Below are 13,878 nucleotides of genomic sequence, written 5' to 3'. Positions count from 1 at the left end.
TGTATGAAATAAACGAGATTACTAAAAACTACTCTATTGCTGCGGTTTCAACAATAAAGGTTTCCAACTCCCCTTGGCTCTGCTTCGCTAATCGGTGCCAGTCGGCCTCCAACAAACGAACAGACAAGATACAGTTCCCCAGATCGTCATACTCTTTCTGCTGTATCACATCCAGTCGATAAAACTGACCAAGATAATGCCCGGCCGTCGCCGGAATTCGCAAGGTAAGCTCCAATATGGCCCGTCCAACCAACTGGTTGATGGCCTTTTCGAGCAAATCCAAGCCTAGACTCTGCTGGGCCGAAACCCAAACACGTATAGGGACCCCATCGCCGTCATAGTCGATCTTAGGTCCCACATCTTCCAAGAGATCTATCTTGTTACAGACGATCAACTGTGGAATCTCTTCGGCGCCAATCTCTTTGAGTACGAGTTGTACCTGTTCAAAATTGTCGCCCATGTTTTCATCAGCACTGTCAACCACATGCAGCAGAAGATCCGCTTCGCGGGTTTCCTGCAGGGTGGCCTTAAACGCCGCCACGAGATCATGGGGAAGGTGTCTGATGAAACCGACCGTATCGGCCAAAATGACCGAACCGTCTTGTAAGTCTAACTTACGCAGGGTCGGATCGAGTGTCGCAAACAGCTGGTCGGCGGCATAGACCTCGGAGACGGTCAAGGCGTTAAATAGGGTCGACTTACCGGCGTTGGTGTAACCCACCAAAGACACGGTGGCGAGCTCGCTTCGCTGCCTCGCCCGGCGACTCTGTTCACGCTGTTTATCGACCTTTTCCAGCCGCTTGTTGATGGTCTTGATACGACCACGCAGCAGACGTCTGTCGGTTTCCAGCTGGGTTTCACCCGGTCCCCGTAGGCCGATACCACCTTTTTGCCGTTCAAGGTGAGTCCAACCACGAATCAGGCGCGTCGACATGTGGCGCAATTGCGCTAGCTCCACCTGCAACTTACCCTCATAGGTCCTGGCGCGCTGAGCAAAAATATCCAAAATCAGCGTCGTACGGTCTAAGACCCGACACTGACAGATCAGCTCAAGATTACGCTCTTGTGCAGGACTCAAGGCGTGGTTAAAAATCACCACATTGGCGTCAGTGGCGGCAACCATGGCTGCCAACTCTTCCGCTTTACCTGTACCAACAAAATACTTTCTATCTGGAGAACGACGACTTCCCGTGATCACGCCAACGGTTTCAGCGCCTGCCGATTCGACCAATAAACGAAGTTCGGTAATATCTTCCCTACTGTCTTCATCTGAAAAGTCGATATGGACAAGTACTGCAGCTTCTCCCGCCTCATAGCGTTCAAACAAAAATCGAACTCCTCAGGAAATTACTCAGCGCTATCGTCATGTGATGCATTGTAACCCGCCGCCTGGTTAGGCGTGTTGTGATGGCTGCTCACGTTAAATGGACGCGCAGGCACCACTGTAGAGATAGCGTGCTTATAAACCATCTGGCTGACAGTGTTCTTCAATAAAATAACAAACTGATCGAATGACTCAACTTGTCCCTGAAGCTTGATACCGTTAACTAGGTAGATAGATACCGGAACGCGTTCACGTCGTAATGCGTTCAAAAATGGGTCTTGTAAAGATTGCCCCTTTGCCATTATGTAATTTCCTTTTTATTAAAATTAATTAAAACCTAATACAGCATCAATTTCTGGTTTGGTTTTAGTATTATATAGAGTGAATGAATTAGCTAGCGACAATGCTCTAATAGTCGCGCCAGATTAGATTCATCCCCACTCTCCAGCCAATTTAGATCAGCCCATCCTCGCAACCATGTTAATTGACGCTTGGCCAATTGCCTAGTCGCAACTATGGATTTTTCGACCATAGTATCATAGTCATATTCCCCATCGAGATACTGCCACACTTGGCGATATCCGACACATCTCATCGAAGGTAGGTCTAGATGCAGATCCGCTCGCGCCTTGAGCCGCTGCACCTCTTCGACGAAACCTTGATTTAACATCAATTTGAATCTTTCTGCTATAGCAAGGTGTAGCACTTTGCGATCTTTCGGCGCTATGCCAAATTGCACCACCTTGTAGGGCAAGGCATCGGCCTTAACCTGTGTCAACTCGGTCAGACTCTTGCCGCTAATTCGGTATACCTCGATCGCCCGCGACAGACGCTGTGGATCGTTAGGGTGGATCCGCTCTGCCGATACCGGGTCAATCTGACGCAGCTCGTCATGTAGCGCCTGCCAGCCCTTGGCTTCGACCTCTTTGGCTATCTCGGCCCGAATCGCCTCATCTGCCGATGGCAAAGGCGACAAGCCTTCCAATAGCGCCTTGAAATAGAGCATGGTGCCACCCACCAGCAGGGGCGTCTTGCCCGCGGCTAGGATCGCTTCGATGTTGGCGATGGCGTCGCTACGAAAATCCGCCGCTGAATAACTCTCGCTCGGGTCGCGAATATCGATCAAGCGATGGGGCGCCCGGCTAAGCTCTTCCTGGGTCGGCTTGGCGCTACCAATATCCATGTCCCGATAGATGAGCGCCGAGTCGACCGAGATGATCTCGCAGTTATGCTGCTCGGCCAATGCCATCGCGAGCGCTGTCTTACCCGACGCCGTCGGCCCCATCAGGGTGATAATTGTCGGCTGACTCTCGCTATTCACTCGTTTGCTCACCTAACCATGTTTGCCAAGGCATTACCTTGGCCAAAGATAAAATTTCTTGCTGCTGCGACTCGGGTAACCCCATGAGGTCGGCCCAGAGTCGACTCGCCGAATTAAACTGTTCACCCGACTGATTCACCAACCAGTTAACCAGGGCTTCAGTTGTCGGCTCTTCGAAGCGAATCCACTGCAGAAACTCAGGGATCACGCTCGCCAGCTGACTCTGCCTTAGATATGGGGGCACTTTTTTAATTATCAACTGGCCGAGGCGAATAGTTAGCTCTAAACCCAATTTTCTAACCAAAAGCTCTCTTTCGACCAAGGTTTGCTGCCAATCTTCATCCACCTTGACCGACACAGGCATCAACAGCGGCTGACCAATCAGCCCCGCATCCAGCTTGGCTTCAATCTCGCGGCGGGTCACTTCGCGCGCCGCACAGCTAAGGCTCAATAGCGCCAGCTCACTTCCCCTGACTAAGAGCCAATATTGACCGTCGAGCACCTGAGGCATGGGCGGAAGATGGCTGTCACGCAGCTGGCTCATCTGACTCGACACGCCTGGCGTGGTCATCAGCTGGGCATAACTATCGACTGCTGCCTGGCTAGGAAGCTCGGTACTTGCATAACTGCGCCCTCGCCCGCCAGACTGGCCGCCACCATAGCTGCTCACCTGGGCCTCTTGCACTCGCTGACCACCAGCTTGGCGACTGGCTTCGCGCTCGCCATAGGCTGGGCGTTCATTCGCAAGCCCTACCGCGTTTTCTTCAGTCTCGCCATGGGCAAGCTGATTGGAGCCTGTGTCACTTTGCTGAGTCTGTAGCGGACGAATATAGGAGGCGGATCTATCCTGGTCAGTGACCTGACTTTTCTGAGCGGTCTCGAAGGCTAACTCGCTCGACTGACGCAGCGCTGATTCCAGCGCCTGCAGGATAAAGTCATGCACATAGCGGCTCTCGTGGAAGCGCACCTCATGCTTGGCGGGATGCACGTTAACATCCACCTGATGGGGATCCAGGTTTAGCATGAGCACGAAGGCGACCTGCTCTCCCTGCAACTGCTGGGCAAAGGCCTGACGCACCGCATGATTGACCAGTCGGTCACGCACCAGGCGGCCATTGACATAGAAATATTGGGTATCACCAACCGCCATCTCGCTAAATGGCGACTGAATGTAGCCGCTGAGGCTAAGACCATTATGGTTACAATCTACCCTGAGGGCATTGTCGGCGAAGGCCTTGCCGCTGACCTGTGCCAGGCGCTGCAGATACTGCGCCTCTGTCTTGGCCGGGCGGTAATTACGCACCTGCTTGCCGTTGTGCTTAAGGGTAAAATGGATCTCGCTGCGCACCAGAGCGATACGTTTAAGCCACTCATCGATATGGGTAAATTCTGTCTTATCGCTCTTTAAGAATCGACGTCTGGCCGGGGTATTGAAGAAGAGATCCGCCGCCTCCACCGTCGAACCGACAGGGTGCGCCGCCGGGATCACCCGAACCGCCATCTCGGAGCCCTCGGCATAGGCCTGCCAGGCCTCGCTCTGCTCCTGGGTGCGGGAGGTCAACGTCAGGCGGGATACCGAACTGATACTGGCCAGCGCCTCACCACGAAAGCCAAAGCTTAAGATGGCATCGAGGTCGTCTAACGAGGCCAGCTTAGAGGTGGCATGACGAGACAGCGCCAGGCTCAGCTCCTCCTTAGGGATGCCAGAGCCGTTGTCAGTGATCTTAATCAGCTTGCTGCCCCCCTTGTCGATCTCGATATCGACCCGGGTCGCACCGGCATCCAAGCTGTTCTCGACCAGCTCCTTGATCACCGAGGCAGGACGCTCTACCACCTCCCCGGCGGCAATCTGGTTAGCCAGTTGAGGAGGCAAAATACGTATGGTCATCTTGGCTCCTTAGGCCCGGGGAATGATCAGCTTCTGACCGATGTAGAGGGTGTTGGACTTGAGCTTGTTGGCCTTCTTGATGCTATCGACCGACACCTGGTAACGGTGGGCGATCACAGATAATGATTCACCTGCGGTCACCTTATGTTTGATGCCGCTCTTATTAGCCATCATGGTATTGGCGGGAGGATTATTCTCGAAATAGCGCACCACGCCTTTGTGGACGGCGTTGGCGATATTGTTCTGGTGATCCCTCTGGGTCAACAGGCGCTCCTCTTTGTGGTTCGAGATAAAGCCAGTCTCCACCAAAATAGAGGGAATATCCGGCGACTTAAGTACCGCCAGGCTGGCCGCCTCAGGCTTATGCTTGTGCAGGCGAGTCACCTTGCCCAGATTAGCCAACACATCTCCGGCGATGTTATGACTGATCGCCATGGATCTGTCCATCGACATATCCAGCAGCGTCATGGCCAGATACTGTTCGTTATCCGCGTTCTGGATAATCTCACCGGCACCACCCAGCAGCTCAGAATGCTTCTCTTTCTGCTCTAACCAACGACCGATCTCACTGTTGGCACGGCGCATCGACAGCACCCACACAGAGGCTCCTTGTGGTTGCGGTGAGGTAAAGGCGTCGGCGTGAATCGACACCAGCAGGTCGGCCTTACTGTTACGGGCGATCTCCGAGCGTTTGTTCAGATTGACAAAGTAGTCACCGGAACGTGTCATGATGGCGCGCATGCCCGGCGTGGCGTTAATCTTGGCCTCCACTTTCTTGGCTATCTGCAGCGCCACCTTCTTCTCATAGATGCCAGAGGGGCCGATGGAGCCGGGATCGTCGCCGCCATGGCCGGCATCGATGGCCACTATGATGTCCCTAAGCTTCTGCTCAGGCTCGACTTTTACCGTCTTAGGACTCTGGTTGCCCCCTTCGAGATCCACCACCAGACGATTGCCGTAAGGCGCCGTGGGCGACAGGGCAAAGAGGTTAGCCTTGGCAGGCTTAACCAGATCGATCACCAGTCTCAGGGTGCCCTTCTTGGGCGGCTTGCTGATACGCACTCGCTTAACCAGCTTACTGTTGTTCTCGATCTTATTGAGATCCAGCCCGGTAGCCGTGGTCGTCAGATCCACCACCAAACGGTAGGGACTGGTGAGGGTGAAGTGGGAATATTTTGGCGGCTCGCGCAGATCAAACACCACCCGCGTCGATTCTGGTGCCGCCCAGATACGCACACCTTCCAATTTATTTGCGCTGTAGGCAAGGGAAGGAATGCATAGCAAGACTATCAATAATAGGCGTTTTATTAGTGACTCAGTTCTTATCATTATTATGTAAACTATCTAACAAAATCTCTCCGGCGCGCGAGTGCGCCGTCAGCATGACCTCTCGGCCCTGTTGATGATACTGAATATGGATCGCCAGATCCGCCTCGGGCAGCAGGCCGACGCCCTTATCGGGCCACTCGACGATACACAGGCTCGACTCGGTAAAGTAGTCTCGAATCCCCATAAATTCGAGCTCTTCTGGATCACTTAGTCTATATAGATCAAAATGATACACATCAATATCACCTAGCTCATAGGGCTCAACCAGCGTGTAGGTCGGACTCTTCACCGCCCCCTTATGTCCCAGGCTCTGAATGAGGCCACGACTAAAGGTTGTTTTTCCCGCCCCCAGTTCACCACTCAAATAGAGGGTCAATGGCGGCTTGATCGCACTGGCCAGCCTTTGACCTAAGCTAACGGTTTCTGCTTCATTTTCAAGATAAACTTTTACTGGTGTCATCGTATCTATCGCTAATTAAGGACAATCCTTTTTTGAGCCAGATACTTTAACCTAAACCGGCGTTTATCTAAACAGACATTACTGTATTTTAATGCTGAGGCTAAATCTTATCGACCAGGGCGCGTATGTGAGCAAACAGATCGCAGGCCAACATGCCTCGCTCGCCATCTTTCGCAGCCAGATCCGCTGCGGCCCCATGCACCACCACTCCGGCGCTTGCCGCCTCCATCTTAGGCATCCCCTGGGCCATCAAGGCCGCTATGATGCCGCCCAGCACATCACCGCTGCCGCCGCTGGCGAGCCCAGGATTTCCCACAGGTGCCACATGACACACCTTACCATCATAGATAAGAGTGCCAGCGCCTTTGAGCACCACCACGCCGCCATATTTAGCCTGCAAGGCATAGACGGCTGCGAAGCGATCCGCCTCCACCTCGGCGATGCTAATCCCCAACAACCTGGCGGCCTCACCGCTATGAGGGGTCAACACCCAATTGCTTTGGCGTGAAGGCTCGAGCGCCAGCAGATTAAGCGCATCGGCGTCCATCACACAGGGCTTGTCGCTCAGGCCTGTCGCCTTAAGTAGGTTGTAGCCCCAGTCGTGTTTACCCAGTCCGGGACCAATCAGCAGAATATCGGCCCAGCCTAAACGTTGGTAAACCTCCATATCCACCAGCTCGCAGCCCCAGAACATGATTTCCGGTCGTCCCGAGTTCACCACGGTCAAATGCTCGGGTCTTGAGATCACCGCCACCAGTCCGGCGCCCGCCCGCAGACAACTCTCGGCGGCCAGACGCGGCGCCCCGGCCATACCGATATCGCCACCAATAACGGTCACCTTACCGCAGGCCCCCTTATGGCTGTTCTGCGCCCTGGCAGGCAATCCAAGATCGGTCAGCCTATGGGCAATGTTAAGCACCTTGGACTCAGGCAGATACTCCTGCAGACCGATATCGGCAAACCAGAGCCTGCCAACACAGTCCCTGGCCTTACCCGTGATCAGTCCCTGTTTCGGCGCGCCAAAGGTCAGGGTCACATCGGCCTTTACCGCTACCTGACCGGCGCCGGTATCCACATCGATACCCGATGGCACATCTAAGGATAAGATCCAGGGCGAATAACGATTGATCGCCACTATCATCTCGGCAAAGGGGGCACGTAGCTCACCCTTGACACCCGTGCCTAGCAGGCCATCGACGACGACCTCGGCCTCCTTGAGCGCCTCTTCATAATCAGATAGCTGATGCCCGCCCGCAGCGAGAAAGGCCGCCTTGGCGTAGCTGATCCCCTCGCCCGGCTCAGGACGCTCCACCGCATAGAGGGCGACATCACAGCCAGATTCGAGCAGCAGGGTGGCGCAGATATAGGCATCGGCGCCATTGTTACCATAACCCGCCAACACCAGAATTTTATTATTGAGCTTGCCCTCTCGTTGTAGCAACTCGAAGGCCGACTGTCCGGCGCTGTCGATCAATTGGCACAAGTTAGCCTCACCGGACGCGATCAAGCGCGCTTCGGCATCACGTATCATCTGCGCCGTATATAAGGCCGATGGCAGCTGCCCGTCACTAAACAACATCTGGATTCTCCTTAACAAGACTCATCACCGGGCGGGTTACCCTAAGCCTAAGCATATTCGATATTTGAGTTTTTAATCGCCAATAGATTCCGCTTAAACGCCAGAGAATGTAAGAAGTTTGATCTGGCACAATAAATTCGCCGACTCAGCGACAAAAAGGCCAACGAGGCGATAACAAAACATTTCATCAAACTGAATCGAACTCGCTAACCAGTCAGTCAAATTACTAAGCTAGATGAGCCAGAAATCGCGATATAGATGCAAGAAAGTGATAATTTCGCTCTAACGTAAGAAGAAAAAAGCGATAAAAAAGAGTTAGCTATAAATACCTAACTGCAATTGTCCTGGCATAAACAAAAAAAGGCGCCCAAGGCGCCTTTTTATTACGTTTCTCACTAGCAACCGGCCAGAAAGCTCAACTTAAATGAGCTCAGATTATATATCTTCCATTCTCAGGCTGCTGTGCACCAGACGTTGCTGCTGGATCTTCTCGACACGCACCAGATCGTTGAGGGCGTTCTTCACATCACCCGGTACAGAGGATTCCGCCGTCTTCTCAAACAAGCCGATCAGACGGTTGTCGAGATCCAGGTGCAGCTCCAACAGATCATCTTCGTTCATGTTGGCCGCAGGGATCACGTCTTGGCAGCGTTTGATGAAATCTTCAAACACGATATCGTTGTACCAGAGTTCCAGCAGACGGCGTGGCGCCTCTTCGATGTAGTCATCGATCTTCTGAGAAACCTCTTTCTCATGTTGTTGCAAATACTCCAGCATCAATTTCACGCGAGACGAGTCTACCGCACTGTGCAAACGCGCATATAAACGGGCCATTTCCAAGCGACACTTAGAGACATATGCCAACTGTTCATTAAGTTGTTGAAATCTCATCTTTCCTTCTCCAATCGATGCCAAGTTTTAGGCGTTAATACTGATTTGATTTCATTATGGGAGTAATTAGCACAGTTTTTTTTGAACAATGTCATAGTTTGCGCACTTCTGAAGTCGCTACATTAGACAAGCTTAAAGAATTTTATCTCACATCACGCAAATGGCATTTTTGTGATCTTCACGCCGATAAAGGGCCAATAATCGCTAGCTTAAGGGCTTTATGGGCAAAACAGACCATGAACGACTCACTAAAATAATCGTCCGAAAATGAATAAAAATTCATCAAAGTAAAAACCATGACGCCGAATCGATTACAGCAAAAAACAGACGACTAGATGACTAGATGACTAGATGACTCTCAGGATACAAACCAAGGGGTACTGGAAGCTGAAACAAGCGGGGGAAATTTGGCACGACATATCGGGTTCGAAACAAACAACCGATGGCCTATACCTTGGCAAGGTATCGCCCTTTTGCTCTATACAAAGAATCAACTGAGCTAATGTCGCAAGGCTGCGGTACATTCAATCAGCAGTAATAAGAAATAACTGATACTGAAAATAGAAACTACTGAGGGAAAATTTGGAGCGACATATCGGGTTCGAACCGATGACCTATACCTTGGCAAGGTATCGCCCTTTTGCTCTATACAGAGAGTCAACAGAGCTAATGTTACAAGGCCGAATTAGATGATTGGTGCTAGCGGGAGAAAATTTGGAGCGACATATCGGGTTCGAATCGGTAAATCTAAAAACTCGACCTATACCTTGGCAAGGTATCGCCCTTTTGCTCTATACAGAGAGTCAACTGAGCTAATGTCGCAATGTCGAATTAGATGATTGGTACTAGCGGGAGAAAATTTGGAGCGACATATCGGGTTCGAACCGATGACCTATACCTTGGCAAGGTATCGCTCTACCAACTGAGCTAATGTCGCAAAATCTGTGAGTCTGGTATTGGTGTAACCAAACTTTTGTAATTTGGAGCGACATATCGGGTTCGAACCGATGACCTATACCTTGGCAAGGTATCGCTCTACCAACTGAGCTAATGTCGCATAAATTTTGGAGCGACATATCGGGTTCGAACCGATGACCTATACCTTGGCAAGGTATCGCTCTACCAACTGAGCTAATGTCGCAAAATCTGTGAGTCTGGATATTGGTGTAGCCAAACTTTTGTAATTTGGAGCGACATATCGGGTTCGAACCGATGACCTATACCTTGGCAAGGTATCGCTCTACCAACTGAGCTAATGTCGCATAAATTTTTTCGAGCTAAATTAACTGTCATTATCAACAAAAGGTATCGTCTTTCACCTTTTATCAACTGAGTTAATGTCGCATTTCAATCTTTACCAGCGCACACGCCAGTAAAAAGTTGAGGCCGCATTATAGGAGAATTTCGCCCCTCTGCAACCCCCTAATTTAAAATTTTCTACCGTTTGGTCAAATTTTAAATACTTTCTCACGATAATATTGGAGTTCGGCGATCGATTCCTGGATATCAACCAGTGCCTGATGTGTGCCCTGCTTCTTAAAACCGTCCATCACCTCAGGCTTCCAGCGACGCACTAACTCTTTGACAGAGCTGACATCTATGTTGCGGTAGTGGAAATAATCTTCCAAAGTCGGCATGTAACGATTCAAAAAACGTCTGTCCTGACCTATGCTGTTGCCGCACATTGGCGATACACCGGCAGGTACATGCTCAGATAAGAAGGCAATCGTCTGTTCGATGGCATCTTGCTCGTTGAAGTCACTCGCCCTGACTCTGTCGATCAGACCCGACTCGCCGTGATGCTTCTGGTTCCAGTCATCCATCGCCGCAAGCACATCTTCACTCTGATGGATGGCAATCACAGGCCCTTCCGCCAAGATGTTCAATTCCTTGTCGGTCACAATCGTTGCTATCTCAATGATTCTGTCGACCTCGGGCTCTAGTCCCGTCATCTCCAGATCTACCCAGATCAGATTTGTTTCATCTGCAGCCATATATCTGCCTTATCAATGCGTGTTTGCCTAAATTCAGGCTTTTTTATTTAAGACCGTGTATCATACTGCTTTTTTAGAAGACACAAAATAACCTTATTTTGACGATGACGACACTGTGAGTAAAAAGAAACCCCTAAGCCAAGGCCAACGCCGCCGCATGCGCGCCAATCATGAGAAACGGCTGCAGCGCAAAGACGCAAAAGAAACAACCATTGAGTTACAGGATAGCTCACTGGGGCCAGAACAGCTGGGCACCGTCATCTCTCGATTCGGCCAACACGCTGATGTCGAAACGGAAAACGGTGAACTGGTTCGCTGTAACATTCGCCGAAATATTCAAAGCCTGGTCACCGGCGATAAGGTGATCATGCGCCAGGCCAGTGAAACCACAGCCACCATAGCCGGCGTGGTCGAGGCCGTTCATCCGAGACACTCCTCACTGTCACGGCCAGATCTCTACGACGGCATCAAGATCATCGCCGCCAATATCGATCAGATACTTATCGTCTCTTCCGTGGTACCTAGCTTTACCACCCAGATCATCGACCGCTATCTGGTGGCCGCAGAAGACACAGGCATAGCCCCCGTCATCATACTCAACAAGATAGATCTACTCAGCGACGAAGAGGCACCTGCCGTCGAGGCCGCGCTGGAGCGCTACCAGGCCATCGGTTATCATGTATATAGGGTCAGCAGCAAGTCTGGCGAAGGGGTCGAGGCGATCAAGACCCTGTTAAAAGATAAGGTCAGCGTGTTTGTCGGTCAGTCAGGCGTGGGTAAGTCATCGCTAATCAATGCCCTACTGCCAGAAGCTGAGCTCATCACAGGCGACGTGTCCGAGACCTCGGGCCTGGGCCAGCACACCACCACCACGGCCAAGTTGCTACACTTCCCAAGTGGCGGCGATCTGGTGGACTCTCCCGGTGTGCGTGAATTCGCCCTGTGGCATCTCCCCGCCGAGCGTGTCGGCTGGTGCTTCGTCGAATTCAGGGATTACCTGGGCACCTGTAAATTTAGAGACTGCAAACACAAGAATGATCCTGGCTGCGCCATCACCCAGGCCTTCGAGGAAGGCAAGATCGCCCAAGACAGGTACCAGAACTACCACAGAATTATCGACAGCCTGGACGAGCAGCGCCACGCCCGTCATTTCAAAAACAATAACGACTAACTAAATTAAGAACAGCCAAACTGGATTTGAAGGAAAACAGACAGTGGACAAATTGAAGATTGCCTTGCAATACATAATGCCAAAACACCTGCTCTCGCGACTCGTGGGTAAACTGGCAGCCGCCGAACTCGGCGCAGTAACGACAAGCGTAATTAAATGGTTTATCAAGCAGTATAAGATAGACATGAGCGAGGCCGCACAGAGTGCACCTGAAGCCTACGCCAGCTTCAACCAGTTCTTCACCCGCGCGCTGAAACCTGGCATCCGCCCCCTGTGTGACGATGACGACTATATCGTTCATCCGGTAGATGGCGCCGTCAGCCAATGCGGGCCGATCGAAGAAGGCCGTATCTTTCAAGCCAAGGGACATGAATATTCGTCACTTGCCCTTTTAGGCGATCAAGCCGATGATGCCAAGCGCTTCGAAGGCGGCGACTTCGCCACCATCTATCTGGCACCTAAGGATTACCATAGAATTCACATGCCGATTAAGGGCACACTGTCTAAGATGACCTATGTGCCTGGCGAGCTGTTTTCGGTTAACCCGCTGACGGCCGAGAATGTGCCCGGCCTGTTTGCCCGTAACGAGCGTGTGGTGGCCATTTTCGAAACCGAAATCGGCCCCATGGCCATGGTCTTGGTTGGCGCCACAATCGTGGCCAGCATAGAAACCGTCTGGGCAGGTACAGTCACGCCGCCGACAGGCAAGAAAGTCTTCACTTGGGACTACCCAACCGAGGGCCCAGAGGCGATCACCCTGGACAAGGGCGAGGAGATGGGCCGCTTCAAGCTTGGCAGCACTGTAGTCATGCTATTTGCCAAAGACGCGCTGGAACACTTTGCCGATGGCGTCGAGCCTAAGGCCGTTACCCGCATGGGTCAGGCCTTCGCCAAAATCGATTAGAGGAAACCTTGAACACAAGTAGCAGCGAACGCTCTGGCTTAATCGAACTGCATCTGGCCGTCCTCCTGTTTGGTGGTACGGCCCTTTTCTCCAAGCTGATTCCCCTCAGTGCCCTGGATATCACGGCACTTCGCTGCTGCATCGCCGCTCTTGCCCTCGCCCTCCTGGTCAAGGTCAGCGGCAAGCACCTCAGGCTCAATCGCGGTAAAGACTACGGCATCGCCCTGGGGCTCGGCATTATCGTCAGCCTGCACTGGGTCACCTACTTTGCCGCCATGCAGCTCTCATCGGTGGCCATCGGCATGATCGCCTTCTTTACCTATCCCGTGATGACGGTCTTGGTTGAGCCTTTCTTTACCGGCAAACGCCTTGAACTGGCCGACATCATCAGCGGCATCTGTGTCCTGCTCGGCGTCAGCCTGCTGATCCCAGAAGCCAACTTGGGTAACGATGTCACTCTGGGGATCATCATAGGCGTTCTGTCGGCTGCCCTGTTCACCGCCAGAAACCTGCTGCACAAGCGCTACTTCGCCAGCTACAGCGGCGCCCAAGCCATGTACTACCAGACAGGGGTCAGCGCCCTGTTCCTGCTGCCTTGGCTCGAGGTCGACCCAAGCGCCATCCAAGCCAACGTCTGGTGGTTGGTGATCCTCTTAGGTATCGTCTTTACCGCCGCGCCCCACGCCCTGTTTACCTCGGCGCTGCGTCAGCTGAGCGCTAAGACGGTCAGCCTGGTCTCCTGCTTGCAACCCCTTTATGGTGCCCTGTTAGCCCTGTTGATCCTGGGCGAGGGACTCGCCATGAAGACGCTGATTGGCGGCGCCTTGGTGGTCTTCACCGCCGTCTATGAGACCCAGAAGAGCCATAAGGCCAACCGCGCCCAAAAGGCGAAATCCTAAGGCATTTTCGTCATTGGTAAAGGAAACGCCACACGGGTCAAATTAACCGATTCATAGATATCATTTTTGAACTAACTTGGTAATATATAAGCGTCCATTGATGCTGGTGTGAACAAAG

At 52.2% G+C, this 13,878-nt stretch carries 12 protein-coding genes and 6 tRNA genes; 3 read left to right on the top strand and 15 right to left on the bottom strand.

The genetic code is table 11. From position 1 onward, the window contains the following. Window positions 1-28: 28 nt before the first annotated feature. From hflX to orn, 15 genes are all read right to left on the bottom strand, one after another. On the bottom strand, window positions 29-1,327 hold the full coding sequence (gene hflX, locus K0H80_RS02885) for a ribosome rescue GTPase HflX (protein ID WP_011864373.1): 1,299 nt from the start codon (window positions 1,325-1,327) through the stop codon (window positions 29-31). Between the two features lie 20 nt (window positions 1,328-1,347). Then, a complete protein-coding gene (gene hfq / locus K0H80_RS02880; RefSeq protein ID WP_011864372.1) occupies window positions 1,348-1,626 on the bottom strand; it encodes an RNA chaperone Hfq in 279 nt (92 codons plus the stop codon). A gap of 92 nt (window positions 1,627-1,718) precedes the next feature. Next, window positions 1,719-2,645 (bottom strand): tRNA (adenosine(37)-N6)-dimethylallyltransferase MiaA, encoded by a 927-nt coding sequence (gene miaA / locus K0H80_RS02875; RefSeq protein WP_220073902.1) that lies wholly within the window; start codon window positions 2,643-2,645, stop codon window positions 1,719-1,721. Continuing rightward, window positions 2,638-4,533 (bottom strand): DNA mismatch repair endonuclease MutL, encoded by a 1,896-nt coding sequence (gene mutL, locus K0H80_RS02870; RefSeq protein ID WP_220073032.1) that lies wholly within the window; start codon window positions 4,531-4,533, stop codon window positions 2,638-2,640. Before mutL ends, miaA begins: the two co-directional genes overlap by 8 nt. Window positions 4,534-4,542: 9 nt before the next feature. Next, entirely contained in the window at window positions 4,543-5,862 is a 1,320-nt protein-coding gene (locus K0H80_RS02865; protein WP_220073031.1) for an N-acetylmuramoyl-L-alanine amidase, read from the bottom strand. Further along, the gene (gene tsaE, locus K0H80_RS02860; protein ID WP_011864368.1) at window positions 5,849-6,322 is read right to left on the bottom strand and encodes a tRNA (adenosine(37)-N6)-threonylcarbamoyltransferase complex ATPase subunit type 1 TsaE; all 474 of its coding nucleotides are present in this window, start codon (window positions 6,320-6,322) and stop codon (window positions 5,849-5,851) included. The genes K0H80_RS02865 and tsaE overlap by 14 nt, the downstream gene beginning before the upstream one ends. A 100-nt stretch (window positions 6,323-6,422) precedes the next feature. Beyond that, on the bottom strand, window positions 6,423-7,901 hold the full coding sequence (locus tag K0H80_RS02855) for an NAD(P)H-hydrate dehydratase (RefSeq protein ID WP_220073030.1): 1,479 nt from the start codon (window positions 7,899-7,901) through the stop codon (window positions 6,423-6,425). A 435-nt stretch (window positions 7,902-8,336) separates the two neighbouring features. Next, complete coding sequence (locus tag K0H80_RS02850) at window positions 8,337-8,792, bottom strand: hypothetical protein (protein ID WP_220073029.1); 456 nt, start codon at window positions 8,790-8,792, stop codon at window positions 8,337-8,339. A 408-nt stretch (window positions 8,793-9,200) separates the two neighbouring features. Continuing rightward, window positions 9,201-9,301 (bottom strand) — tRNA-Gly (locus tag K0H80_RS02845). A 206-nt stretch (window positions 9,302-9,507) separates the two neighbouring features. Continuing rightward, window positions 9,508-9,614: transfer RNA gene (locus K0H80_RS02840), tRNA-Gly, on the bottom strand. Between the two features lie 39 nt (window positions 9,615-9,653). Further along, window positions 9,654-9,729: transfer RNA gene (locus tag K0H80_RS02835), tRNA-Gly, on the bottom strand. A gap of 44 nt (window positions 9,730-9,773) precedes the next feature. Further along, window positions 9,774-9,849 (bottom strand) — tRNA-Gly (locus K0H80_RS02830). Between the two features lie 8 nt (window positions 9,850-9,857). Then, window positions 9,858-9,933: transfer RNA gene (locus tag K0H80_RS02825), tRNA-Gly, on the bottom strand. Window positions 9,934-9,978: 45 nt separating this feature from the next. Continuing rightward, window positions 9,979-10,054, bottom strand: a tRNA-Gly gene (locus K0H80_RS02820). A gap of 186 nt (window positions 10,055-10,240) precedes the next feature. Beyond that, window positions 10,241-10,786 (bottom strand): oligoribonuclease, encoded by a 546-nt coding sequence (orn, locus tag K0H80_RS02815; protein WP_144199752.1) that lies wholly within the window; start codon window positions 10,784-10,786, stop codon window positions 10,241-10,243. A gap of 115 nt (window positions 10,787-10,901) precedes the next feature. Here orn and rsgA point away from each other — a divergent pair, with 115 nt between their 5' ends. Genes rsgA through K0H80_RS02800 form a run of 3 tightly spaced genes read left to right on the top strand, consistent with a single transcriptional unit; the run spans window position 10,902 to window position 13,760 of the window. Then, window positions 10,902-11,957: a small ribosomal subunit biogenesis GTPase RsgA gene (rsgA, locus tag K0H80_RS02810; RefSeq protein ID WP_220073028.1), complete on the top strand. Its 1,056-nt coding sequence runs from the start codon at window positions 10,902-10,904 to the stop codon at window positions 11,955-11,957. 43 nt (window positions 11,958-12,000) lie between these two features. Next, window positions 12,001-12,861, top strand: coding sequence for an archaetidylserine decarboxylase (gene asd / locus K0H80_RS02805; protein WP_220073027.1), 861 nt, complete (start codon window positions 12,001-12,003; stop codon window positions 12,859-12,861). Window positions 12,862-12,869: 8 nt separating this feature from the next. Continuing rightward, complete coding sequence (locus tag K0H80_RS02800) at window positions 12,870-13,760, top strand: DMT family transporter (protein ID WP_011864362.1); 891 nt, start codon at window positions 12,870-12,872, stop codon at window positions 13,758-13,760. Window positions 13,761-13,878: the final 118 nt, after the last annotated feature.

It is taken from the genome of Shewanella aegiceratis, from assembly GCF_019457495.1.
GTDB classification, from domain to species: domain Bacteria; phylum Pseudomonadota; class Gammaproteobacteria; order Enterobacterales; family Shewanellaceae; genus Shewanella; species Shewanella loihica.
The sequence above is the reverse complement of the archived record's forward strand: the minus strand, read 5'-3'. Positions and strand labels throughout refer to the sequence as shown.

What these genes read in the sequence shown, in the direction of transcription:
- hfq (WP_011864372.1), bottom strand. Translation starts at nt 1,626, where the DNA reads ATGGCAAAGGGGCAATCTTTACAAGACCCATTTTTGAACGCATTACGA.
- orn (WP_144199752.1), bottom strand. Translation starts at nt 10,786, where the DNA reads ATGGCTGCAGATGAAACAAATCTGATCTGGGTAGATCTGGAGATGACG.
- mutL (WP_220073032.1), bottom strand. Translation starts at nt 4,533, where the DNA reads ATGACCATACGTATTTTGCCTCCTCAACTGGCTAACCAGATTGCCGCC.
- K0H80_RS02865 (WP_220073031.1), bottom strand. Translation starts at nt 5,862, where the DNA reads ATGATAAGAACTGAGTCACTAATAAAACGCCTATTATTGATAGTCTTG.
- K0H80_RS02850 (WP_220073029.1), bottom strand. Translation starts at nt 8,792, where the DNA reads ATGAGATTTCAACAACTTAATGAACAGTTGGCATATGTCTCTAAGTGT.
- tsaE (WP_011864368.1), bottom strand. Translation starts at nt 6,322, where the DNA reads ATGACACCAGTAAAAGTTTATCTTGAAAATGAAGCAGAAACCGTTAGC.
- K0H80_RS02855 (WP_220073030.1), bottom strand. Translation starts at nt 7,901, where the DNA reads ATGTTGTTTAGTGACGGGCAGCTGCCATCGGCCTTATATACGGCGCAG.